Below are 20,023 nucleotides of genomic sequence, written 5' to 3'. Positions count from 1 at the left end.
CGCTGCCGCGTGCAGCCGGTCATTCGAGGCGCCCGCAGGGCGCTCCGGAGTCAGGGTAACGCCTTTTCTCTGATCGCATCGAGGGGTTCGCGCGTGCGGGGGCCGTGCCCGAGCGCGCGCGAGATCGCCTCCGCGGTCCGCCGGATCGGCTCGGCCAGTGTCGGGTTGTAGCGCTCGGTCGGCGTGGAGAGTGAAAGCCCTGCCACGAGCGTGCCATCTTCATCCCGTATGCCGGCTGCAATGCAGCGCACCCCTACTTCTTGCTCGTCGAGGTCGTAGGCGAGCGCTTCACGGCGCACGCGTTCGAGCTCCTCGTACAGCCGCATCGGATCGGTGATCGAGCGCGGCGTCATGGGGGCGAGTCCCGTGCGGGCGACGTAGCGCTCGACCTCGGCTCGCGGCTCCTCGGCGAGGAAGAGCTTGCCGGTGGCGGTGGTGTGTAGCGGCGCCCGGGAGCCGACGATGTGGACCACCCGAACCGCAGAGCGCCCTCCGCTCGTGCGTTCGATATAGACGATGTGATCGCCGTCGCGGATGCCCAGATTGACGCTTTCGCCGGTGGCGCGATGGAGTTGCCGTAGCCACGGGTGGGCGACCTCGCGCAAGGAAAGGCGTTCCTTGACCAGTGCGCCCAGCTCGAGCAGCCTAATGCCCAGGCGATAGGCCCCGCCTTCGACCCGTTCGACGAACCCGGCGGCCGTCATGGCCGAAAGGATGCGGTGCGCGGTGGAGGGGTGAAGCCCCGCTTGGTTCGCGAGCACCTTCAGCGGCAGCGAATCGGGATGCCGTGCCAATACGTCGAGCAAAGTGACGAGCCGATCGATCACTTGGATCGAACTTTTGTTCTCGGCGGGCGTTGGGGCGGGGGCTGCAGGAGGATGTTGTATCATCGGGTCGATCGTCGGAATCGAGCGCATAGTATAGCTCGATTTTTCGTATCGTGAAATGAGGAGGGAGGCAATGAGCGCAAGTGCAATCGTCGCTTTGCCGCTGCTGGGCGCGATCCTGCCGCCACTCTTTGCACGGGCAGGGCGCACGCCAGCGCTGCTCGCGGCTCTGGCGCCGAGTGTGGTGGCGCTCCTATTGTTGTGGGGGCAGGCGGCGTCGGTGTTTTCCGGCGTACCAGAGGAAGTGTATGTCCCTTGGGTGCCCGCGCTCGGCCTGGAATGGGCTTTGCGTATCGATGGTCTGGGTTTTTTCTTCGCTTCCCTGATCCTGGCGATCGGCATCCTGATTTTCATCTATAGTCGCGGCTATCTTGCCGGCAACGAACCCATCGGGACGTTTTATGCGTATCTCCTTCTTTTCCAAGGGGCGATGCTGGGGGTGGTGCTGGCCGACAATCTGCTCCTGTTGCTGGTGTTCTGGGAGCTCACCAGCCTTTCTTCGTTTCTCCTGATCGGATTTTGGTGTCATCTGCCCGACGGTCGGCGCGGGGCACGGCTTGCACTGGCGATCACCGGGGCAGGGGGGCTCGCGCTGCTCGCCGGCCTGATCCTACTCGGAGAGGTCGCCGGTACGTATCGCCTCTCCGAACTCGCGGCGCGGCAAGAGCTCATTCTCGCCTCGCCCTTGGCGCCGGCGATACTTACGTTGATTCTGCTGGGCGCCTTTACCAAGAGCGCGCAGTTTCCCTTCCACTTCTGGCTGCCGCACGCGATGGCCGCGCCCACGCCGGTTTCGGCCTATCTGCATTCGGCCACCATGGTGAAGGCGGGGTTGTATCTGCTCGCGCGCGTGTGGCCGGTGTTCGGTCAAACCGACGCCTGGGTCGTCTGGGTGACTGGGGTCGGGGCGGCGACGATGCTTCTGGGTGCGACGATCGCGCTCTTCAAGGACGACCTGAAGGCACTGCTGGCATATTCGACGGTGAGCCATCTTGGTCTGGTGACGATGTTGCTGGGCTTGGGAACGCCCACGGCGGTGTTCGCGGCCATGCTGCACGTGCTGATGCACGCGACGTTCAAGGCGGCGCTCTTCATGAACACGGGCATCGTCGATCATGAAACGGGCCTGCGCGATTTGCGTCGCCTCTCGGGCTTGGCCAAGGTCATGCCCCTGACGGCGGGATTGGGGACGCTGGCGGCCTTGTCGATGGCCGGTGTGCCGCCGTTGAATGGTTTCGTTTCCAAGGAGGCGATGCTCGTCGAAGTGCTGGCGGCGCGCTGGGGAGGCGGTTGGCCGTTGTGGGGGCTCGTCGGCTTGGCGGCGATCCTCTCCGCGGCTTATGCATTCCGGTATTTTTCGGCGCTCTTCTTCGGGCCGTTGCGCCTGCCGGAGGGGAGGATCCCACACGATCCGCCGGCACTCCTGTGGGGACCTCCCTTGGTTTTGGTCGTGGCAGTGGTGGTGTTGGGGCTGTGGCCGAGCCTCGCCGAGCCCTTGCTCGCCGCGGCAAGCGCGGCGGCGGTGGGCGCGCACGCGCCGTGGCCGGAACTCGCGCTATGGCATGGGTTCGGCGCGCCGCTCGTGGTCTCCGCCGTGGCTTTCGTCATCGGCGCGGCCATGGTGTGGCACTATCGAGCGCTGTCGGGCCGGGTGCTTGCCTGGGCTTTGCCGTTCGATGGGCGTAGAGCGTTCTTCTCGGCGCAGGAATGGCTGGTGCGCGGGGCGCATCGCCTCATCGCCCGGGTGCACTCGGGTGTACTGGGGCGCTACGTGCTGCTGCTCGCCGTGGTGAGCCTTGCCGCGCTCGCGCTCGGTTGGGGCATGGGAGAGGGGTGGCGGCCGCAGCGTGCGCCGACGCCCATGAACGGCCTCGGTCTGATCTTCGCCGGGGTCGGTCTCGCCGCGATCGGTCTCGTGGTGCGCTGGCATCACAAGCGGCTGCGAGCAGTATTGCTCACGGGGGCGGTGGGGCTCGTCGTTTCGCTGGCTTTCCTGCATGCTTCGGCGCCGGACCTGGCGCTCACCCAGATTTCGGTCGAGGCGGTGACGACGGTTTTGCTGCTGCTCATGCTGTTCTTCCTTCCTCAGCACGATACCGAGCCCGTGGCCAAGCCGCGGGGTGCGGCGGCCGCCTCCATCCTCATCGGCGCGGTGGTGGGCTTGCTCGCCTGGGTGATGATGCGTAATGACGGGCCTAACCTGGCCGATTACTTCTGGAGCCGTTCGGTATCGGAAGGGGGGGGGAGCAACGTGGTCAACGTGATCCTCGTCGATTTCCGCGGTTACGATACGTTCGGCGAAATTACGGTTCTGGGCATCGCCGCCTTGGTGATCTACGCGCTTTTGCAGGGCATGCAGGAGGGGGTGGCACGGGAGCATCTCCACGCCTGGCGTTTCCCGTTCGCTTTGTCCCCGACGCGCCATCCGCTGCCGTTTGCCGTGACGGCGCGGGTGATGCTACCTTTCCTGCTCATGGCCGTTTTCTATATCTTTTTCCGCGGGCACAATGCCCCTGGCGGTGGCTTCATCGCCGCTTTGCTTTTGGCCCTTGCATTCTTGATCCAGTACATGGCCAGTGGCCTGTCATGGACGATGCATCGCATGCGCCTCGATGCGCACGTCTGGATCGGCACCGGGCTTCTCGTGGCCGGGGCGACCGGGATGGCGGCGATGGGTTTGGGCGCGCCATTTCTACGCAGTGCCCACGGCGAGGTGCATATCCCAGGCATCGGACCGGTGCCGTTGGCGAGCGCCATGGGGTTCGATCTGGGGGTGCTGCTGACGGTATTCGGGGCGGTGACGCTGGCTTTGGTGCAATTGGCTCATTTGGGGCAGCTCGCGGGTTTTCTGCCCAGCCGCACGCCCATGGACCCGGCTCGGCCGAAACCATCGGAAAAGGAGGGGTGAGATGGAAATTTTGTTCGCCGTGCTCATCGCAGCGCTGACGGCTGCCGGGATTTACCTGTGTTGCCTACGACAAGTCTTTCCCGTGGTGCTGGGCCTATCCCTGCTCTCCTACGCCACCAACCTCTTCCTCTTCGTTGCCGGGCGCTTGACCGTCGGCGCTCCCCCGGTCTGGGCTGAGGGGGTGACGCGCTTCGCCGATCCGCTGCCGCAGGCGTTGGTGCTCACGGCCATCGTCATTGCCTTCGGAATGACGGCGCTCCTGGTGGTGCTGGCCATCCGGGCGCGTTTCGAGTCCGGTGTGGAGCGCAGCGACGTGCCGGCGGTGACCGATCGAGTGGAGGTCGAGCGGTGAATGCGCATCTGCCGATTCTGCCCGTCCTGATTCCGGTACTGAGCGCGGCGGTGATGGTGGCGCTCTCGCGTCAGGATCTGGTGCTGGCGCGCGTGCTCTCTTTCATTGCTGCGGCAGCCCAACTCGTCGTGGCCTTGTTGCTGTTCGCGGCGACGGGAGAAGGAGAGATTCTCGTCTACCGACTCGGCGACTGGCCGGCGCCGTATGGCATCGCGCTGGTGGCCGATCGCCTCTCGGCGGCGATGGTGCTGCTCACCGCCATCCTCGGCGCGGTGTTGCTGTTGCACGCGGTCTGCGCCTGGGACCGACGCGGAAGGCACTTCCATCCGTTGTTCCAGTTTCAGCTGATGGGGATTTACGGCGCCTTTCTCACGGGGGATTTCTTCAACCTCTTCGTTTTCTTCGAGGTGATGCTGATCGCTTCCTACGGGTTGATGGTGCACGGCGGTGGTGCGGCGCGACTGACGAATGCGTTGCAGTACATGGTGGTCAACCTCATCGCTTCGTCCCTGTTCCTCTTTGCCGTCGCCCTCATCTACAACGCGGCCGGTACGCTCAATTTCGCCGATCTGGCACAACGAGTGCCGACGATTCCGTCCTCCGATCGGGGCATCCTCATGGCTGGAGGAACGTTGCTGTGCGTCGTTTTCTTGCTGAAAGCGGCGGTGGTGCCCTTGCAGTTCTGGCTGCCGGGAGCCTACGGGCATGCGCCGGGAGTGGCGGCGGCGCTCTTTGCCTTGCTCTCCAAAGTCGGTGCTTATGCGTTGCTGCGCTTTGCCCTCGTCGGCTTGGGGTGGTCGTCGCTCGCGGCGCTGGAGCCGCTCGCCTGGCTCACTCTGTTGGCTGGGGCGCTGGGCGTTCTGGCCGCACCCTCGCTGGGCGTGCTCGCCGGTTTTGCTTCCATCTCGTCGATCGGCGTGCTCTTCGTGGGGCTGGCCGGGGCGGATGCGGCGCGGCTGGGCGCCGGGCTCTACTACCTGGTCCATTCCACGCTGGCTGGGGCCGCACTCTTCGTGCTCGCCGACCTGGTGCGCTCGGTGCGGCGCGAGGAAGGCGATGCGCTGGTCGGTGGCCGGGAATTTAGCGGACGGGCGCTGCTCGGTGGGTTGTTCTTTCTCGTGGCGATCGTTACGGTGGGCTTGCCGCCGCTTTCCGGTTTCGTCGGCAAGCTTGCCGTGTTGCGCAGCATTCCAGTCACCGTGATCGAAGGGGCGGCGAGCTGGGTGTTCGTGCTCATGGCGTCTTTCCTGCTGCTGCTGGGGTTGTCGCGGGCAGGGTCACGGGTGTTCTGGAAGACGCAGAAGGATGGAGGGCAGGCATCGCACGGGCCGGCGGCGGGTGGAGTGGCTGCGCTCGCCTTGCTGCTGGCAGGGACCGTCGTCTGGGCACTCGTCGCGGGGCCGGCGCTCGCTTATTTCACCCAGGCGGCACAGGCGTTGCTCGAGCCGGGCGCTTACGTGCAGGCCGTGATGGGAGCGGGGGTGTACCGATGAGGATGCGATCGAAGTGGCGCCGCTGGGTGCCGCATCCAGCCGTGAGCTTGGCGCTGACCTTGGTATGGGTGGCCCTGCAAAACGATTTCTCTGCCGGGCAGTGGCTGATGGGCGTGATCCTGGGCGTGGTGGTTCCTTTGCTCCTGCGCCCGTTCTGGCCGGATCTGCCGCGGGTGTATTCATGGCGTACGGCCATCGTCTATGCGGTGATCGTGTTGTGGGACATCGTCAGAGCCAACATACAGGTGGCCGGCTGGATACTGCTGCGCCGGCCGGAGACGTTGCGCTCGACCTGGCTCGTCGTGCCGCTGCGCCTGCATCGACCCGAGGCGATCACCCTGCTCGCGGGCACGATCACGATGACGCCGGGCACGGTGAGTTGCGATTTGGCCGCCGACGGCTCGGCCCTGCTGGTGCATTGCCTGCATACGGACGATCCGGACGCGACGGTGGCGGGGATCAAGTCGCGCTACGAGGAACGCGTGATGAAGATTTTCGGGGAGGGCGACGCATGATCGAATGGGCGGCTTTGGTGGCCTTGGCGGCATTCGGGTTGGGAGTGCTGCTGTGCGCGTGGCGTCTGTGGCGCGGCCCGGACCTGGTCGACCGGGTGATGGCGTTGGACACCATGATGGTGAACGTGATCGCGCTCATCGTCACGTGGAGCATCTGGCAAGGGAGTGCGGTGTTCTTCGAGGCAGCGCTCTTTTTCGCCATGATCGGGTTCGTGTCGACGGTGGCGTTTTGCCGCTATGTGCTGCGTGGGCTCATCATCGAATAGGAGGGGGAGAGATGGCAGACATGCTGATCGCGGCCTTGTTGCTCGTGGGCGCGTTTTTTGGCCTCGTGGGGTCGTGGGGGTTGGTGCGGCTGCCTCAGGCGATGCAGCGGCTGCATGCGCCGACCAAGGCGACGACGCTGGGCGTGGGTGGGGTGTTGCTCGCTTCGATCGCTTATTTCGGCTGGGTGCGCGCAGAGTGGTCGGTCCATGAGCTGCTCATCACCCTCTTCCTCTTTTTGACGGCCCCTCTCTCGGCGCTGATGCTCGCGCGCGCCTGGCTGCATCGCGAACGGGAACGGGTACACGCTGCGCTGCCCCGTCCCGCTGCGTCCGGCGTCGATTGGGGAACGTTCCAGCCGCCGCCGGAGGAATCCGGCAGCGACGGTGCCGAACCTCGGCGCTAGCGCCTCACTGCGTCCCGCGGATCATCCCCGCGGCCACCGTGTCCCAAGTGGCCGGGTCGATGAGGAGGAAGCTGCCGGTGTCGCGCAGAACCTCGTAAGGGTCGGCGGCGATCGGCTGGGCGAGCTTGACGCGCACCCGGGCGATGTCGTTCATGGTGAGTTCGTGCGCCGGCTCGCGCTCGAGCGTGGCCACGTCCAGGTTCCATTCGATGGTCTCCACCCGCGCCTGCACTTCGCGCGTGGTGTGGCGCAGCAGGTAGGTGCGCCGGGGGGCGAGAGGGGCCGGGTCGAGCCAGACGAGGTCGGCTTCCACGCCGCGGGTGAGCGCCGGCGCGGATTCGTCGGCGCGCACGAGCATTTCGCCCCGACCGACGTCGAGATCGTCGGCGAGCCGGAGCATGACCGAATCGCCGGCGACGGCGCGCTCGCGCGGCACGCCGCCCAATTCGATGGCGGTCACGGTGCTGCGGCGCCCGGAGGGCAGCACGACGATCTCTTCGCCCACGGCGATCGTGCCGGCTGCCACCTGCCCCGCCAGGCCGCGGTAATCGTGCAGCCGGGGGTCGGTGGCTTTCCTCGGCCGGCAGACCCATTGCACGGGAAAACGGAAGGGGTGGTCGCTCACGCCCTGGCCGGCGGGGGTGCGTTCGAGCACTTCCAGCAGCGTCGGACCCAGGTACCACGGCAGGTGCTCACCGCGCTCGACCACCATGTCGCCCAGTAGCGCCGACATGGGGATGTAGTGGCGCCGGGCGCGCAGTCCGCTGGCTTCGGCGAAGTCCTCGAAGGCGTAGACCACCGCTTCGAAAGCGGCCGGGTCGTAGTCGACCAGATCCATTTTGTTGACCGCGATCGCTAGCGCCGGGATGCCGACGAGATCGGCGAGCAGGGCGTGGCGCCGGGTCTGGGCCGTGAGTCCCTGACGCACGTCGACCAGCAGCACGGCGAGCTGGGCGATGGAGGCGGCGGTGACCATGTTGCGGGTGTATTGCTCGTGGCCCGGTGCGTCGGCGATGATGAAGGTGCGCGCGCCGCTGCGGAAGTAGCGGTAGGCGACGTCGATGGTGATGCCCTGTTCGCGCTCGGCGATCAGCCCGTCGGTGACCAGTGAGAGGTCGGGGGCGGTGGCACCGCGGCGCCGGCTGGTGCGCTCGATGCCTTCCAGGGTGTCGACCAGCAGCGCCCGGCTGTCGTAGAGGAGTCGTCCGATGAGCGTGCTCTTGCCGTCATCGACGCTGCCGCAGGTGAGAAAGCGCAGTACGGTATCCATCAGAAATAGCCCTCGCGTTTGCGTTGTTCCATCGCTGCTTCGTGCGTCTGGTCATCGAGCCGGGTGGCGCCGCGCTCGGAGACGGTGGTCGCGGCGGTCTCGCGCAGGATTTCCTCGATCGTGCGGGCGCGCGATTCCACCGGTGCGGTGCAGGTGATGTCGCCCACCGTGCGAAAACGCACCCATAAGGTTTCGACCGCTTCACCCTCGCGCGCCGGAGTGAGCTCGGTGACCGGCGCGAGCAGGCTGCCGCGGCGCACGCAGGGGCGGGGATGGGCGAAGTAGATCGAGGGCAGTTCCAGTCCCTCGCGGGCGATGTACTGCCATACGTCCAGTTCCGTCCAGTCGCTGATGGGGAAGGCGCGCACGTGCCCGCCCGGCGGAACCTTGGCGTTGTAGAGGCGCCAGAGCTCCGGGCGCTGGTTCTTCGGATCCCATTGACCGAACTCGTCGCGCACGCTGAAGACGCGCTCCTTGGCGCGGGCCTTTTCTTCGTCGCGGCGTGCTCCGCCGATGAGACAGTCGAAACCGAACTCCTCGATCGCCTCGCGCAGGGTCACCGACTGATGCCGGTTGCGCGACTCGTCCGGCCGGGCGAGCCGTACCGTGCCGCGGGCGATGGAGTCTTCCACCGAGCGCACGATGAGCCGCTCGCCGAGCTCGGCGGCACGCCGGTCGCGGAAGGCGATCACCTCGGGGTAGTTGTGACCGGTGTCGATGTGCAGCAGGGGAAAGGGAAAACGGCCGGGGCGGAAGGCTTTTTCGGCGAGCCGCAGCAGGCAGACCGAATCCTTGCCGCCGGAGAAGAGCAGGGCGGGGTTCTGGCACTGCCCCGCCACTTCGCGCAGGATGTGGATGGCCTCGGCTTCGAGCCGGTCGAGATGGGTGCGGGGGGCGATCATCGGGTCTCTCCGGTGAGGACGGGGCGGCGGTGCAGGCCGCATTCCTTGTGTTCGGGATGTTCCCACCACCAGCGTCCGGCGCGCGGGTCTTCGCCCACGGCCACGGCGCGGGTGCAGGGGGCGCAGCCGATGCTGGGGTAGAAACGCTCGTGCAGGGGGTGGAAGGGCACGGCATGGCGGCGCAGATAGGCCCAGACTTCGCGCGCGCTCCAGTCGGCGAGCGGGTTGAACTTTGCCAGCCCGTGCGCTTCGTCCCATTGCTCCTGCGGCAGGTCGCTGCGGGTGGGGGATTGCTCGCGGCGCATGCCCGTGATCCAGGCGCGCTTGCCGGCGAGCGCCCGGGCGAGCGGCTGCACTTTGCGGGCGGCACAGCAGGCCCGGCGCGCTTCGAGCGAGTCATAGAATCCGTTGATGCCATATCGGGCGACGAAGGCTTCCACCTCCTCGGCCCGCGGGGCGAAGAGCTGCAGACGCAGGCCGTAGTGCGCCTCCACCCGGGCGATCAGGGCATAGGTCTCCTCGTGCAGCCGACCGGTGTCGAGCACGAAGAGGCCGATGGAGAGGGCGTGGCGGGCGATGAGGTCGGTGAGCACCATGTCCTCGGCGCCGAGGCTGCTCGCGAGCACCGCCGGGACGTGCTCGCGGGCGATGCGCTCGAGAAGGGCGATGGCAGCCTCGGTTTTTTGCTCGAGCGCGGCGAGTTCGGCCGCGTCGAGCGAAGGGCGGGTGGGATCGCTCATGGGGTTCGGTCCTCGGCAAGTCCACGCTCCCGGCGGCGAAAGAGCGGGTCGGGCACGGCGGCGCTCGCCTGATAGGGTTCGGGGAACACGGTCAGCAGCCGGGCACCGTCGCGCTCCAGGGTGGCGCGGTCGTAGCGGGCCGGGTCGGGGACGAATCCGTCGAAACCGCAACGGCGCAAATAGTCGAGCTGGTCGAGCAGGAAGGCGCCGAAGGCGGTGAGCCGGCCATGCCAGCCGCGCCGACGCAGGCGCGTGGCCTGGCTGAAGGCGCGTCCGTCGGTGAATTTGGCAAAGGGCAGGACGATCTCCTCGAGCCGAGTGCCTTCGTCCGGGCTGAGGAGCGGGTCTTCCTCCGGCGCGAGCCACACCCGCCGCGGCAGCGGCGTGCGGCCCGCGGCGAGCGCCTCGCGCCAGACGGGCAAGGCCAGCACGGTGTCCGCCTCGTCGCGAGCAGCTTCCCAGGTCGATACCAGTACCGCGCGGTAGTCCGAGACGCTGCCGTCGAGCTCAAGCTTCCACATCGGCGGCCTCCCGGAGCGCGGGATGACGGGCGGCGGGGGTGCCGGCATAGACGGCTTCTTTGAAAGGCGCCGGCCCCAGACGGTCGAGCGTGTCGAGGAAGGTCTCACCGGGGGCGCGCAGGGCGCGGTAAGTCTCGACCAGGGTGCGCGCCACGCGCGGCATGTCTTCGGCGCGGAAGGCCGGCCCGATCACCTTGCCGAGCCGCGTGTGGTTTCCTTGCCGTCCGCCGATCGTCACCTGGAACCATTCTTCGCCGTTCTTATCGACGCCGAGCACGCCGATGTGCCCCACGTGGTGATGGCCGCAGGCGTTCATGCAGCCCGAGACGTTGATCGACAGCGGCCCGATGTCTTCCAGTTCCGCTTCGGCAAATTCGGCAAGCAGCGCCTGGGCCACCGGGATGGAGCGGGCGTTGGCGAGGGCGCAGTAGTCACCGCCGGGGCAGGAGATGAGATCGTGCGCCAGGCGGAAACTGGGATGTCCGAAACCGAGCGCACGCGCCTCGCGCCACAGTCCTGGCAATGTCTCTTCGCGCACCCAGGCGAGCGCCAGGTTCTGCTCGTGCGTGACGCGGATCTCGCCGTCGCCGTAGCGCTCGGCCCAGTCGGCGATCGCTGTCATTTCTTCAGCGGAGACGTCGCCTGGAGCGCTCGCGGCGCGCTTGGTGGTGAGCACGACAAGGGCGTAGCCGGGCTGGCGCTGCAGGTGCACGTTGCGCTGCCGCCAGCGCGTGAAGGCAGGCCATTCGTGCGCCGTGAGCGGAGCGACGGTGGGCAGGGGTGTTTGCCGCGCCCGTGCGCGGCGCAGATCGTCGAAGTGCGCTGCCACGCGTTCGATCTCCTCGCGCGTGAGCAGCAGGGCTTCGCCCTGTGTCGCCAGTTCGGCCCGGTAGGCGTCGACTTCGGCGCGAAAGGCGTCGATGCCGATCGCCTGCACCAGGATCTTGACCCGGGCCTTGTAGAGATTGTCGCGCCGTCCATGGCGGTTATAGACGTGCAGGATCGCTTCCAGCACGGTGAAGAGTTCCTCGGCCGGGACCTCGTCGTAGAGGAGTTTGCCCAGGATCGGCGTGCGTCCCAGACCGCCGCCGACGAAGACGCGCACGCGCGGCAGGAGGGGATCGTCGCCCGGCAAGAGTTCGAGTCCGATGTCGTGGGCCCGGACGAGCACGCGGTCTTCCTCGGCTCCATGAACGGCGATCTTGAACTTGCGCGGCAGGAAAGCGAACTCGGGATGGAAACTCGACCATTGGCGGATCAGTTCGCACCAGGGGCGCGGATCGACGCGCTCGTCCGGAGCCGCGCCGGCAAACGGATCGGTGGTGAGGTTGCGGATGCAGTTGCCGGAGGTCTGGATGGCGTGCAGTCCCACTTCGGCCAGACGTTCGAGGATGTCGGCCGTGTCCTCCAGCCGGATCCAGTTGAACTGGATGTTCTGCCGGGTGGTGAAGTGACCGTAGCCGCGGTCGTAGCGGCGGGCGATGTCGGCCAGCATCCGCAGCTGCCGCGCTTCCAGCAGTCCATAGGGAATGGCCACGCGCAGCATGGGCGCGTGGCGCTGGACGTAGAGGCCGTTTTGCAGGCGCAGCGGGCGGAATTCGTCCTCGCCGAGCTCACCGGCAAGGAAACGGCGCAGCTGGTCGCGATACTGGACGACGCGGGCCTGCACCAGGGCTTGGTCCCAGGAATCGTAGCGGTACATGCAAGTTTCCCCTATGCGATGGCGGCAGTGTAGCGGCCGCCTCTGGCGCATAACAGGCGATTTGCGTTAGACTTCGATAACCGTCGGTTATTAGGAAGCGGTGATGAACCTGCAGCAGATTCGCTACGTCGTCGAAGTGGTGCAGCACAATTTGAACGTGTCCGAGGCGGCCGATGCGCTCTTCACCTCGCAGCCCGGCGTCTCCAAGCAGATCCGCGCCCTCGAGCAGGAGCTGGGCGTGGACATCTTCGTGCGTCACGGCAAGCGCTTCACCGCGCTCACCGAACCGGGGCGCCAGATCGTGGCGATCTGCGAGCGCATGCTGCGCGACATGAACCACCTGCACGCGGTGGCGGAAGAATTCTCGCGCGCCGACGAGGGGGTGCTGTCGATCGCCACCACCCACACCCAGGCGCGCTATGTGCTGCCGACGGTGATCCGCAACTTTCGCGAGCGTTTCCCCAAGGTGCGATTCTCCCTGCACCAGGGCAGTCCTCGGCAAGTGTGCGAGATGGTGATCGCCGGCGAGGCCGATCTCGCCATCGCCACCGAAGGGATCAGCGATTTCCCCGAGCTGGTCGAGCTCCCCTGCTACCAGTGGACGCATGCGCTGGTCGTGCCCAAAGGCCACGAACTCGCCACGCTGGAGCCGCTCACGCTGGAGGCGATCGCCCGGCACCCCGTCATCACCTACGACGGCGCCTTCACCGGCCGCAACCACATCAACAAGGCCTTCCTCGGCCGCGCCCTGCGGCCGGAGGTGATCCTCACCGCCCTCGACTCGGACGTCATCAAGACCTACGTGCGCATGGGCCTGGGCGTGGGGATCCTGGCGAAAATGGCCTTCGACCCCGCGGCCGACGCCGACCTCGTCTGCCGCGACCTGGGGCATCTGATCGAATCGAACACGACGCGCATCGGCGTCCTGCGCGACGCCTACCTGCGCGGATTCGTCTTCGCTTTCATCGAAGCCTTCGCGCCGCACCTCAAACGCGACGTGGTGGAGCGGGCGCTACGGGGGGACGGGGAGGATTATGGGTTGTGAGGGGTTTCCCCTTGGTACGCCGGCAGATGCCAGCCCCGCGTGATGCCCAGTCCGCGCAGCGCGAGGGCCGTGCCGGCACCGGCGGCGAGCGTGGGATCGTGGGGCCAGCCGGCTCGTAGCCCCAAAACGTAGACCGCGGCCCCGGCCGCGGCGGCGGAGGCGTAGATCTCACGGTGCAAGATCATGGGGATCTCGTTGCAGAGGATGTCGCGCAAGAGCCCCCCAAAGCTCGCCGTCATCATGCCCATGACCACGGCGATGAAGCCGTTGGCCCCGGCCGAGAGCGCCGCCTGCGCGCCGATGAGGGCGAAGACCGACAGCCCCACGGCGTCGGCCCAGTCGAGCAGCCGGCTCCAGCGCACGGGGCGTGCCGGGCGCGGCGCGAAACGTCCCCAGAAGAATACCACCCAGGCGGCGAGCACGGTGATGACGAGGTATTCCCACTGCGTGATCCAGTAGACGGGGCGATCGAGCAGCAGGTCGCGCAGCGTCCCCCCGCCGATGCCGGTCACCGTGCCGATGAGGGCGAAGCCGACGGGATCGAGCCGCTTGCGCGCCGCGGTGATGCCGCCCGAGAGGGCGAACACCGCCACCCCCGCGTAGTCGAGCCATTGAATGAGCGTCATTCAACCCTCATTCAACCCACGGCGGCTTTCGTTTCGACAACCCACTGCTCTACGGTGGCGCGATTGCGATCCAGCCACTCCTGGGTCACCATTTCGAGCGCTTGGCCTTCATCGAGCGCGAGCATCATACGCTGGAGTTCTTCGAGCGGCATCTTGTAACGTCGCAGGAATTCCACGGTCTCAGGTGAGCGTTCCTGAAGGCTCGGATGGATCACGGCATCGATATGCCCTTGCTCACCATAGATGTTCTTGGGGTCGGCGAGTTGTTTGAGCGGGAAACGCGCCCAGATTCCCAAGGGAGTCCAGGCCGTGACCACGATCCACTGCTTTCGGGCCACCGCTCGGGCGAGTTCGGCCTGCATGGCCGGAGTGGAGCTGTTGATCAAACGCAGGTTTTTTATGCCATAAGCTTCGATCGCTTGTTGGGTATTGATCATGATGCCGGCGCCGGCTTCGATGCCGACGATGCGCCGGCCGAAACGGTCAGCATGTGCATCGAGATCTTCGATCGAGTCGATCGGGACGTAGTCGGGTACGGCCAGGCCCAACCAGGTTCCCTCGGTGATGGGACCGAGGTTGATCACCTGATCCTTGTAACGTTCCCAGTAGACCTGGTGGGTATTGGGAAGCCATGCCGTCAGCGTGGCATCGGCCCGACCGGTGGCAACGGCTGCCCACATGGGGCCGGCGTCGGTATTGATCAGCTCCACCGACTGCCCCAGATGTTCACGCAGGATTTGAGTGGCGATATTCGTATTGAGATTGCTGTCGGGCCAGGACTTCACGTAGGTGATCCGGACGGTGGCGCTTTGGGCGAACGCGCGCGGCACGAACGAGGAAAGCGCAGCCGCGGAGCTCAGGAACAGGAAGTGACGTCGTTTCATCGCGGTTTCCCCTTTTGCTGATAGATTTTCCCCATGGACTGGGTAATGCGATCTAGGACGATGGCGAGGATGACCACGGCAAGCCCGCCGACGAATCCTTTGCCGACGTCGAGCTGGGTGATGCCCTCGAGCACTACGTTACCCAGCCCCCCGGCGCCGATCATGGCGGCGATCACGACCATGGAGAGGCCGAGCATGATGGATTGATTGACGCCTGCCATGATGGCAGGAAGGGCGACGGGAACCTGAACCTTGGTGAGCAGCTGCCACCACGTGGCCCCGAAAGCCAGTGCGGCTTCGACTAATTCACGAGGCACTTGCCGAATACCCAAGCTGGTTAGGCGAATGAGGGGTGGGAGGGCGAAAATGGTGGTCGAGATCACGCCTGGCACCAGGCCGAGCCCGAAGAAGATCACCGCGGGCACGAGGTAGACGAAGGCGGGCATCGTTTGCATCACGTCGAGCACCGGGCGCAGAATGCGCTCCACCATGGCGCTTTTGGCGGAGGCGATGCCCAAGGGGATGCCCACGAGCAGCACCAAGGCTTCGCTGGCGAGCACGAGTGAGAGCGTCGTGATGAGATCGTCCCACAAGCGCAGGTTCCATACCAAGCCCAGACCGACCAGGGTGAAAAGCCCCAACCCCCAGCTGCCAGGGCGTCGCCATCCCGCGGCGAGCACGGCGAGCAGAGAAAGGAGAACGATGAACCATGGCGCAGGAATGGCGTGGAGGCCGCTTTGCAAGGCATCGATCAACTCGTAGATCACGAAACTGATCGAGTCGAAGGCTGTGGCGTATTCGCGGGTGAGCCGGTCGATACCATCGCTCACCCACTCACCCAGCGGGATGGGGGCGAATTCCTTCATGATTTGTCCTCGCGTTCCATGGAGACTCGCGACTCGCCGGACGGCGGTTTCTGCGCGGATTCGTTGGGCGTCGGCTCCGCGCAGGCCGGCTGCTCGGCGGTTTGCTCACTCGTCGCGGCAGCGGATTCGTCCGTCTCACCCTGTTGCGCCAAGGCTGCCAGCAAGGTGGTTTTGTCGATGACGCCGATGGCCCGTCCCTTGGTATCGCACACGACCATCGGAGAGCCTTCGACGTTGGATCGCCGAATGAGCTCCGACAAGGGCTCCTCGGGAGTGGCACAGGGAAGGGGGCGCAAGGCGGAGCGTTCGAGGCGTGTTTGGTCTCGCATCTCGATTACTTGCCGTAATTCGACGTAACCCAAGGGATGGCGCTGATTGTCGAGCACGATCAGGCCGCTGAAACCGCTATGCTGCATTTTGCGCAACAAGGCCCGGGGCGAATCACGCAAATGGGCGAAAGTGTGCAACGGCAGCATGACGTCGGCGGCGGTGAGCACCTTGGTTCGGTCGGCGCCCCGCACGAAGGCGCTCACGTAGTCGTCGGCGGGTGCAGCGAGGATTTCTTGCGGGGTGCCTACCTGCACCAAGCGCCCATCGCGCAGGATGGCGATGCGCGTGCCGATCTTGATCGCCTCGTCCAGGTCGTGCGATACGAACACCACCGTCGTGCCCATGCGCTCCTGGATCGCGATGAGGTCGTCTTGTAGTTGTCCGCGAATGAGCGGATCGAGCGCGCTGAAAGCTTCGTCCATCAAAAGGATTTGCGGATCGACCGCCAGTGCTCGTGCGAGCCCGACACGCTGCTGCATGCCGCCAGAGAGCTCGTCGGGATATTTGTGCTCGTAGCCGCTCAATCCCACCGTCTCGATGGCCTGCTGTGCCCGTTCTCTCCGTGCCTGGCGGGCCACGCCGTGCAACTCGAGACCGAATTCGACGTTGCTGAGTACATTGCGGTGCGGCAGCAGGGCGAAGCTCTGGAATACCATGCCAAAAGCGTTGCGACGCAGGCGACGCAGCTCACGGGCCCCCATGGCCGTGATGTCTTCTTCGCCGATGAAGACTTTGCCGGTGGTCGGCTCATGCAGGCGATTGATGAGGCGCAACAGCGTGGACTTGCCGCAGCCCGATAGCCCCATGATGACGAAAATCTCTCCTTCGGCGATTTCCAGAGAGATGTCGTAGACCCCCACCACGACTCCGGTACGCTCCTGTACCGTTTTCTTGTCCAACCCTTGGGCCAGTAAATCGAGCGCCTGATCGGCATGTCGCCCGAAGATCTTGCTGACTTTTTCCAGGCGAATCTTGGGTGCGAGCGCTTGGTGGGAGGAATCGGTCGGCATCGGTGCTTCGGAGCTCATTTCAACTGCAACCCTTCGCCATCGAAGACGCTGAGCATCACCGGGATGCCGGCGGCCACGCTCTGGCCGACGACGCAGAATTCCTCGAATTGTCCCAGGATGCGGTCCAGATGCTGCAGGGTGGCGGCGGGGGCGCCGATTTCGAGGCGCACGTCGATGCGGCGCACGCGTAAACGGCCCGCTTCGTTGCGTCCCAGCTCGGCACTCGCCTCGGCGCGCACCCCTTGCGGATCGTTCTTGAACTTCGTCAGGGCGAAATAGAGGCTGGAGGCCATGCAATTGCCCACGGCCGAGAGCAGTAGATGGGTAGGCGTGGGGCCCGTGCCCTTGCCCAGCGGGGGCGGCTCGTCGGTGAGCAGCACCGGCATATCTTCGCCAAAACGCACTTCGAACTGGAACCCTTCGATCTGGCGCAGGCTGACACTGGGCGGGTTTTTTTCTTCCATGATCGCTCCTTCCGATGAATGGGCGGAGTCAATGGTAGCACCGACGGGCGTCAGAACCGGTGAATCAATCTGCTGCGCGGTGCTCGCTCCTCGTCCGTCTACGCAGAAAGGCCCAGTCACTGCACTTCGTGCGCCTCGCTATTGCCCCGCTCGCGACGATTGCCTCACGAACGCTCAGCTTTTCCGGCATTTCCTTCCGGCATCAACCCTGCCCAGACGAGAATTTCGTCGAGATGGTCATTCCAGCGCGTGAAACTGTGATCGCCCCCTTCGAGTACCGTCTGCTTCGCGCCTTGGTAGAAGGCGATGGTCTGTCGGTGATCGAGCAGTTCGTCGCCCAGCTCCACCATCAGCCAGATCCGTTCGGGATGTTCCAGACGGTCGCGCTCCAGCGCACGCAGCTGCGCGACGTGCTCGGGCGTCCACTCGAAGGGCTCGCCGGTGTAGAGGTTGGTGAGCCGGCCGACGTAGGCGGAAAGCCCCCGCGAGGGATGGACGACCGGATTGACCGCCACCGCCCGCACGCCCAGCTCTTCGGCGAGTCGAGTGGCGTAGAAACCGCCCAGGGAGCTCCCCACCACCGTCGGCAGCCGTCCCGTCTGCTCGGCGAGTCGTGCCACTTCCTCGCGCAACATGGCCATCGCCTCGGCCGGGGCGATCGGCAGCTGGGGACAGCGGAACGAGTCGGCGAGCCCTTTGGCCGCCATGTGCGCGGCGAGCGCGCGCGCCTTCACCGACTGGGGCGAGGAACGGAAACCGTGGAGATAAAGAATCATGGTGCAACTCCTTGGTCTTGCGCAACCACCTGCGCATAGCGTGCCAGGTTGGTCTCATGGTGCAGGCCGACGTGCACCGCGCCCACGACGACGAAGATCGCCACGGCAGCGCGGGCGAACCGGGCGGAGGGGATCGCCTCGCGACCGTAAAAGGCATGGAGTAACGCCACGAACGTGACCCAACAGAGGCCGAAAGCGAGGCCGGCGAGCACGTCGGAGCACCAATGCACGCCGAGATAGAGCCGGGAGAAAGCGATGAGTGCGAGCAGCAGTACGGTCAGCGCGATCGTCGCGGTCCGTAACCGGGTGCCGGCCTGGTGGTAGATGAACCAGGCGAGTAGGCCATAGACGGTCACCCCCATGAGCGCGTGACCGCTGGGGAAAGAATACTGTTCGACCCCGCTGAAGAAACTCCTGGGACGCGGCCGGTGCAGGACGAGCTTGAGCGCCGCCGTGGCGAGCTCGGCCCCGCCGACTGCCAGCAGCCAGCAGGCCGCACTGCGCCATAGGCGATGCGCCGCCAGCCAGGCGAGTACCAGCGCCGCCACCGGCAGGATCATGCCCTGATCGCCGAACTCGGTAAAGAGCACCATCACGCCGTCGCGCTCCGGCGTGCGCCAGCCTTGCAGGGTGTGGAACACTGCCTCGTCCATGGCGGGGGGCACGCCGAAGACCAGTGTGCCCAGCAGGCCGAGAAAAATCAGCGCCGCGACGACGGCGAGCCCAAGCGCCGGTCGCGGTGCCTCCTCATGCAACCAAACCCCGAATTCCTTGACTCGATAGGTTCCCGTTCCCATCGATGCTCGCCCTTCCACCCTGGACCGGACTCGGTCGGATGGGGCGATTGTAAACGCGACACCGATTCCCCCGAAGTGGGGGTCACCTTCCGTGCAGTCAGCGGTCCGACGGAGCGGCAAGACCCGCCTCCATCGCCGCGATACGGGTGAGCGCCGCCCAGTCGAGCGCCTCGCCGCCTTGGGCTATCAGGGCGAGGAAGCGGTCACGCACGAGGCTTGCGATCGGCATGGGGGCCGCGGCGCGTTCGGCCGAAGCGAGCACGAAGCGAACGTCCTTCAGCCCCAACTTGGCCGTAAATCCAGCAGGAGAGAATCGCTCTTCGGCTACGAGGCGACCGTAATTCTCGTAGACTGGTGAGCGGAAGAGCCCGTTGATGATTTCAAGAAACTGGAGCGGTTCGACGCCCGCTTTGCGCATCAGGGCATAGGATTCGCCTAGCGCCTCGATGAGCGCCATGATCATGAAGTTGCCCGCGAGTTTGACGACGTTGGCTAGTTGCGGTTGCGTGCCGACGACATGTACCGCTTCCCCGATCGCCTCGAAAATCGGGCGACAAGGTTCGACGAACTGCGGTTCGCCGGCTACCACCACCCGCAGCTTGCCCGCCGCGGCCGCCTCGGGGCGACCAAACACGGGTGCGGAGACGAAACCGTGCCCAGCACGGGCGTGCTCTTCGGTGAGGCGGATGACGAAGGCTTCACTCAAGGTGCTCGACGAGACGTGGATCGCGCCGGCAGGTAGCGCGGCAAAGGCGCCATTCGCACCGAAGAGCATCGTTTCCACGGCCGCATCGTCGGCGAGCATCGTCACCAGGGCATCCACGCCCTGAACCGCTTCCGCGGGACTAGGCGCCGGCTTGGCGCCTTGCGCCACCAGAGCTTGCATCCGTTCCGGCGTGCGGTTATAGACGACGAGCGTATGGCCGGCACGGAGCAGGTTCTGTGCCATGCCGGATCCCATGCGGCCGAGACCGAGAAAAGCGATCTTCATGACGACGATCTCCTCAGGGGAAAAGGAAGCACGAGCGACAAGAAAGCTGCCGTAGAATTCGTTGGGTATTGCTCCGATTTATGAAGAGTTCCGGTTTTTGCTTTCGTCGAAACATGCGGCGCTCGTTTTCCGCGCACCATCTTTTCATGGCTTCGATGGGTGTGATATGTCCCAGGGCTTTCCGTGGGATGTAGTGATTGTACAGGCAGACTCAGGGAAATGCTGAATAATTAGCTGCGCGGGCGAATCGCTGCGTTGCGCGGTGCTCGCTCCC

The 20,023-nt window shown here is 65.6% G+C and carries 21 protein-coding genes and 1 pseudogene; 7 read left to right on the top strand and 15 right to left on the bottom strand.

Annotated features, from left to right (window positions below; all coding sequences use genetic code 11):
* Window positions 1-50 precede the first annotated feature (50 nt).
* Complete coding sequence (locus tag GV368_RS07745) at window positions 51-890, bottom strand: IclR family transcriptional regulator (RefSeq protein ID WP_169116107.1); 840 nt, start codon at window positions 888-890, stop codon at window positions 51-53.
* 70 nt (window positions 891-960) lie between these two features.
* Between GV368_RS07745 and mbhE the strand changes: the two genes are divergently transcribed.
* From mbhE to GV368_RS07715, 6 genes are read left to right on the top strand one after another with little or no spacing between them, the layout of a single operon-like run.
* Window positions 961-3,795 (top strand): hydrogen gas-evolving membrane-bound hydrogenase subunit E, encoded by a 2,835-nt coding sequence (gene mbhE / locus GV368_RS07740; protein ID WP_169116106.1) that lies wholly within the window; start codon window positions 961-963, stop codon window positions 3,793-3,795.
* 1 nt (window position 3,796) lies between these two features.
* Entirely contained in the window at window positions 3,797-4,147 is a 351-nt protein-coding gene (locus GV368_RS07735; protein WP_142803855.1) for a Na+/H+ antiporter subunit C, read from the top strand.
* Window positions 4,144-5,640 (top strand): monovalent cation/H+ antiporter subunit D, encoded by a 1,497-nt coding sequence (locus GV368_RS07730; RefSeq protein ID WP_178086755.1) that lies wholly within the window; start codon window positions 4,144-4,146, stop codon window positions 5,638-5,640. Before GV368_RS07735 ends, GV368_RS07730 begins: the two co-directional genes overlap by 4 nt.
* Window positions 5,637-6,155, top strand: a complete 519-nt coding sequence (locus tag GV368_RS07725; RefSeq protein WP_206673344.1) for a Na+/H+ antiporter subunit E — start codon at window positions 5,637-5,639, stop codon at window positions 6,153-6,155. Before GV368_RS07730 ends, GV368_RS07725 begins: the two co-directional genes overlap by 4 nt.
* Window positions 6,152-6,421 carry a K+/H+ antiporter subunit F gene (locus GV368_RS07720; RefSeq protein WP_142803854.1) on the top strand — a complete coding sequence of 90 codons (270 nt, stop codon included), beginning with the start codon at window positions 6,152-6,154 and terminating at the stop codon, window positions 6,419-6,421. Before GV368_RS07725 ends, GV368_RS07720 begins: the two co-directional genes overlap by 4 nt.
* Window positions 6,422-6,432: 11 nt before the next feature.
* Window positions 6,433-6,825, top strand: a complete 393-nt coding sequence (locus GV368_RS07715) for a Na+/H+ antiporter subunit G (protein WP_142803853.1) — start codon at window positions 6,433-6,435, stop codon at window positions 6,823-6,825.
* Between the two features lie 4 nt (window positions 6,826-6,829).
* On the opposite strand, the gene GV368_RS07710 is transcribed toward GV368_RS07715, so the two are convergent.
* From GV368_RS07710 to GV368_RS07690, 5 genes are read right to left on the bottom strand one after another with little or no spacing between them, the layout of a single operon-like run.
* Window positions 6,830-8,095, bottom strand: coding sequence for a sulfate adenylyltransferase subunit 1 (locus GV368_RS07710; protein ID WP_142803852.1), 1,266 nt, complete (start codon window positions 8,093-8,095; stop codon window positions 6,830-6,832).
* The gene (gene cysD / locus GV368_RS07705; RefSeq protein WP_142803851.1) at window positions 8,095-8,997 is read right to left on the bottom strand and encodes a sulfate adenylyltransferase subunit CysD; all 903 of its coding nucleotides are present in this window, start codon (window positions 8,995-8,997) and stop codon (window positions 8,095-8,097) included. The genes GV368_RS07710 and cysD overlap by 1 nt, the downstream gene beginning before the upstream one ends.
* Window positions 8,994-9,737 (bottom strand): phosphoadenylyl-sulfate reductase, encoded by a 744-nt coding sequence (locus GV368_RS07700; RefSeq protein ID WP_142803850.1) that lies wholly within the window; start codon window positions 9,735-9,737, stop codon window positions 8,994-8,996. The genes cysD and GV368_RS07700 overlap by 4 nt, the downstream gene beginning before the upstream one ends.
* Window positions 9,734-10,258 (bottom strand): DUF934 domain-containing protein, encoded by a 525-nt coding sequence (locus GV368_RS07695; protein ID WP_169116105.1) that lies wholly within the window; start codon window positions 10,256-10,258, stop codon window positions 9,734-9,736. The genes GV368_RS07700 and GV368_RS07695 overlap by 4 nt, the downstream gene beginning before the upstream one ends.
* Window positions 10,245-11,960 (bottom strand): nitrite/sulfite reductase, encoded by a 1,716-nt coding sequence (locus tag GV368_RS07690; protein WP_169116104.1) that lies wholly within the window; start codon window positions 11,958-11,960, stop codon window positions 10,245-10,247. The genes GV368_RS07695 and GV368_RS07690 overlap by 14 nt, the downstream gene beginning before the upstream one ends.
* A 103-nt stretch (window positions 11,961-12,063) precedes the next feature.
* On the opposite strand from GV368_RS07690, the gene GV368_RS07685 reads away from it, so the two are divergent.
* Window positions 12,064-13,005, top strand: coding sequence for a CysB family HTH-type transcriptional regulator (locus GV368_RS07685; protein WP_169116103.1), 942 nt, complete (start codon window positions 12,064-12,066; stop codon window positions 13,003-13,005).
* Here the strand turns inward: GV368_RS07685 and GV368_RS07680 are convergent.
* The 9 genes and pseudogenes from GV368_RS07680 to GV368_RS11790 all read right to left on the bottom strand — a co-directional run.
* On the bottom strand, window positions 12,993-13,631 hold the full coding sequence (locus tag GV368_RS07680) for a trimeric intracellular cation channel family protein (RefSeq protein ID WP_169116102.1): 639 nt from the start codon (window positions 13,629-13,631) through the stop codon (window positions 12,993-12,995). The two genes, GV368_RS07685 and GV368_RS07680, sit on opposite strands and share 13 nt — an antisense overlap.
* 11 nt (window positions 13,632-13,642) lie before the next feature.
* Window positions 13,643-14,515, bottom strand: a complete 873-nt coding sequence (locus GV368_RS07675) for a glycine betaine ABC transporter substrate-binding protein (RefSeq protein ID WP_169116101.1) — start codon at window positions 14,513-14,515, stop codon at window positions 13,643-13,645.
* On the bottom strand, window positions 14,512-15,381 hold the full coding sequence (locus GV368_RS07670) for an ABC transporter permease (RefSeq protein WP_169116100.1): 870 nt from the start codon (window positions 15,379-15,381) through the stop codon (window positions 14,512-14,514). The genes GV368_RS07675 and GV368_RS07670 overlap by 4 nt, the downstream gene beginning before the upstream one ends.
* On the bottom strand, window positions 15,378-16,721 hold the full coding sequence (locus GV368_RS07665; protein WP_169116099.1) for a quaternary amine ABC transporter ATP-binding protein: 1,344 nt from the start codon (window positions 16,719-16,721) through the stop codon (window positions 15,378-15,380). The genes GV368_RS07670 and GV368_RS07665 overlap by 4 nt, the downstream gene beginning before the upstream one ends.
* A gap of 14 nt (window positions 16,722-16,735) precedes the next feature.
* Complete coding sequence (locus tag GV368_RS07660; RefSeq protein ID WP_169116098.1) at window positions 16,736-17,185, bottom strand: OsmC family protein; 450 nt, start codon at window positions 17,183-17,185, stop codon at window positions 16,736-16,738.
* 164 nt (window positions 17,186-17,349) lie between these two features.
* Window positions 17,350-17,961: a YqiA/YcfP family alpha/beta fold hydrolase gene (locus GV368_RS07655; protein WP_169116097.1), complete on the bottom strand. Its 612-nt coding sequence runs from the start codon at window positions 17,959-17,961 to the stop codon at window positions 17,350-17,352.
* Complete coding sequence (locus tag GV368_RS07650) at window positions 17,958-18,776, bottom strand: phosphatase PAP2 family protein (RefSeq protein ID WP_169116096.1); 819 nt, start codon at window positions 18,774-18,776, stop codon at window positions 17,958-17,960. The genes GV368_RS07655 and GV368_RS07650 overlap by 4 nt, the downstream gene beginning before the upstream one ends.
* Window positions 18,777-18,855: 79 nt before the next feature.
* Window positions 18,856-19,749, bottom strand: coding sequence for an NAD(P)-dependent oxidoreductase (locus tag GV368_RS07645; RefSeq protein WP_169116095.1), 894 nt, complete (start codon window positions 19,747-19,749; stop codon window positions 18,856-18,858).
* Between the two features lie 13 nt (window positions 19,750-19,762).
* A pseudogene (locus GV368_RS11790) lies at window positions 19,763-19,954 on the bottom strand (hypothetical protein); the annotation flags it as partial.
* Window positions 19,955-20,023 lie beyond the last annotated feature (69 nt).

It is taken from the genome of Tepidiphilus baoligensis, from assembly GCF_012911495.1.
GTDB lineage: Bacteria > Pseudomonadota > Gammaproteobacteria > Burkholderiales > Rhodocyclaceae > Tepidiphilus > Tepidiphilus olei.
The sequence above is the reverse complement of the archived record's forward strand: the minus strand, read 5'-3'. Positions and strand labels throughout refer to the sequence as shown.

Bases quoted from the DNA above. Each gene is read 5' to 3' on its own strand.
- GV368_RS07745 (WP_169116107.1), bottom strand. From the start codon at position 890: ATGATACAACATCCTCCTGCAGCCCCCGCCCCAACGCCCGCCGAGAAC.
- mbhE (WP_169116106.1), top strand. From the start codon at position 961: ATGAGCGCAAGTGCAATCGTCGCTTTGCCGCTGCTGGGCGCGATCCTG.
- GV368_RS07735 (WP_142803855.1), top strand. From the start codon at position 3,797: ATGGAAATTTTGTTCGCCGTGCTCATCGCAGCGCTGACGGCTGCCGGG.
- GV368_RS07725 (WP_206673344.1), top strand. From the start codon at position 5,637: ATGAGGATGCGATCGAAGTGGCGCCGCTGGGTGCCGCATCCAGCCGTG.
- GV368_RS07720 (WP_142803854.1), top strand. From the start codon at position 6,152: ATGATCGAATGGGCGGCTTTGGTGGCCTTGGCGGCATTCGGGTTGGGA.
- GV368_RS07715 (WP_142803853.1), top strand. From the start codon at position 6,433: ATGGCAGACATGCTGATCGCGGCCTTGTTGCTCGTGGGCGCGTTTTTT.
- GV368_RS07710 (WP_142803852.1), bottom strand. From the start codon at position 8,095: ATGGATACCGTACTGCGCTTTCTCACCTGCGGCAGCGTCGATGACGGC.
- cysD (WP_142803851.1), bottom strand. From the start codon at position 8,997: ATGATCGCCCCCCGCACCCATCTCGACCGGCTCGAAGCCGAGGCCATC.
- GV368_RS07700 (WP_142803850.1), bottom strand. From the start codon at position 9,737: ATGAGCGATCCCACCCGCCCTTCGCTCGACGCGGCCGAACTCGCCGCG.
- GV368_RS07695 (WP_169116105.1), bottom strand. From the start codon at position 10,258: ATGTGGAAGCTTGAGCTCGACGGCAGCGTCTCGGACTACCGCGCGGTA.
- GV368_RS07690 (WP_169116104.1), bottom strand. From the start codon at position 11,960: ATGTACCGCTACGATTCCTGGGACCAAGCCCTGGTGCAGGCCCGCGTC.
- GV368_RS07685 (WP_169116103.1), top strand. From the start codon at position 12,064: ATGAACCTGCAGCAGATTCGCTACGTCGTCGAAGTGGTGCAGCACAAT.
- GV368_RS07680 (WP_169116102.1), bottom strand. From the start codon at position 13,631: ATGACGCTCATTCAATGGCTCGACTACGCGGGGGTGGCGGTGTTCGCC.
- GV368_RS07675 (WP_169116101.1), bottom strand. From the start codon at position 14,515: ATGAAACGACGTCACTTCCTGTTCCTGAGCTCCGCGGCTGCGCTTTCC.
- GV368_RS07670 (WP_169116100.1), bottom strand. From the start codon at position 15,381: ATGAAGGAATTCGCCCCCATCCCGCTGGGTGAGTGGGTGAGCGATGGT.
- GV368_RS07665 (WP_169116099.1), bottom strand. From the start codon at position 16,721: ATGCCGACCGATTCCTCCCACCAAGCGCTCGCACCCAAGATTCGCCTG.
- GV368_RS07660 (WP_169116098.1), bottom strand. From the start codon at position 17,185: ATGGAAGAAAAAAACCCGCCCAGTGTCAGCCTGCGCCAGATCGAAGGG.
- GV368_RS07655 (WP_169116097.1), bottom strand. From the start codon at position 17,961: ATGATTCTTTATCTCCACGGTTTCCGTTCCTCGCCCCAGTCGGTGAAG.
- GV368_RS07645 (WP_169116095.1), bottom strand. From the start codon at position 19,749: ATGAAGATCGCTTTTCTCGGTCTCGGCCGCATGGGATCCGGCATGGCA.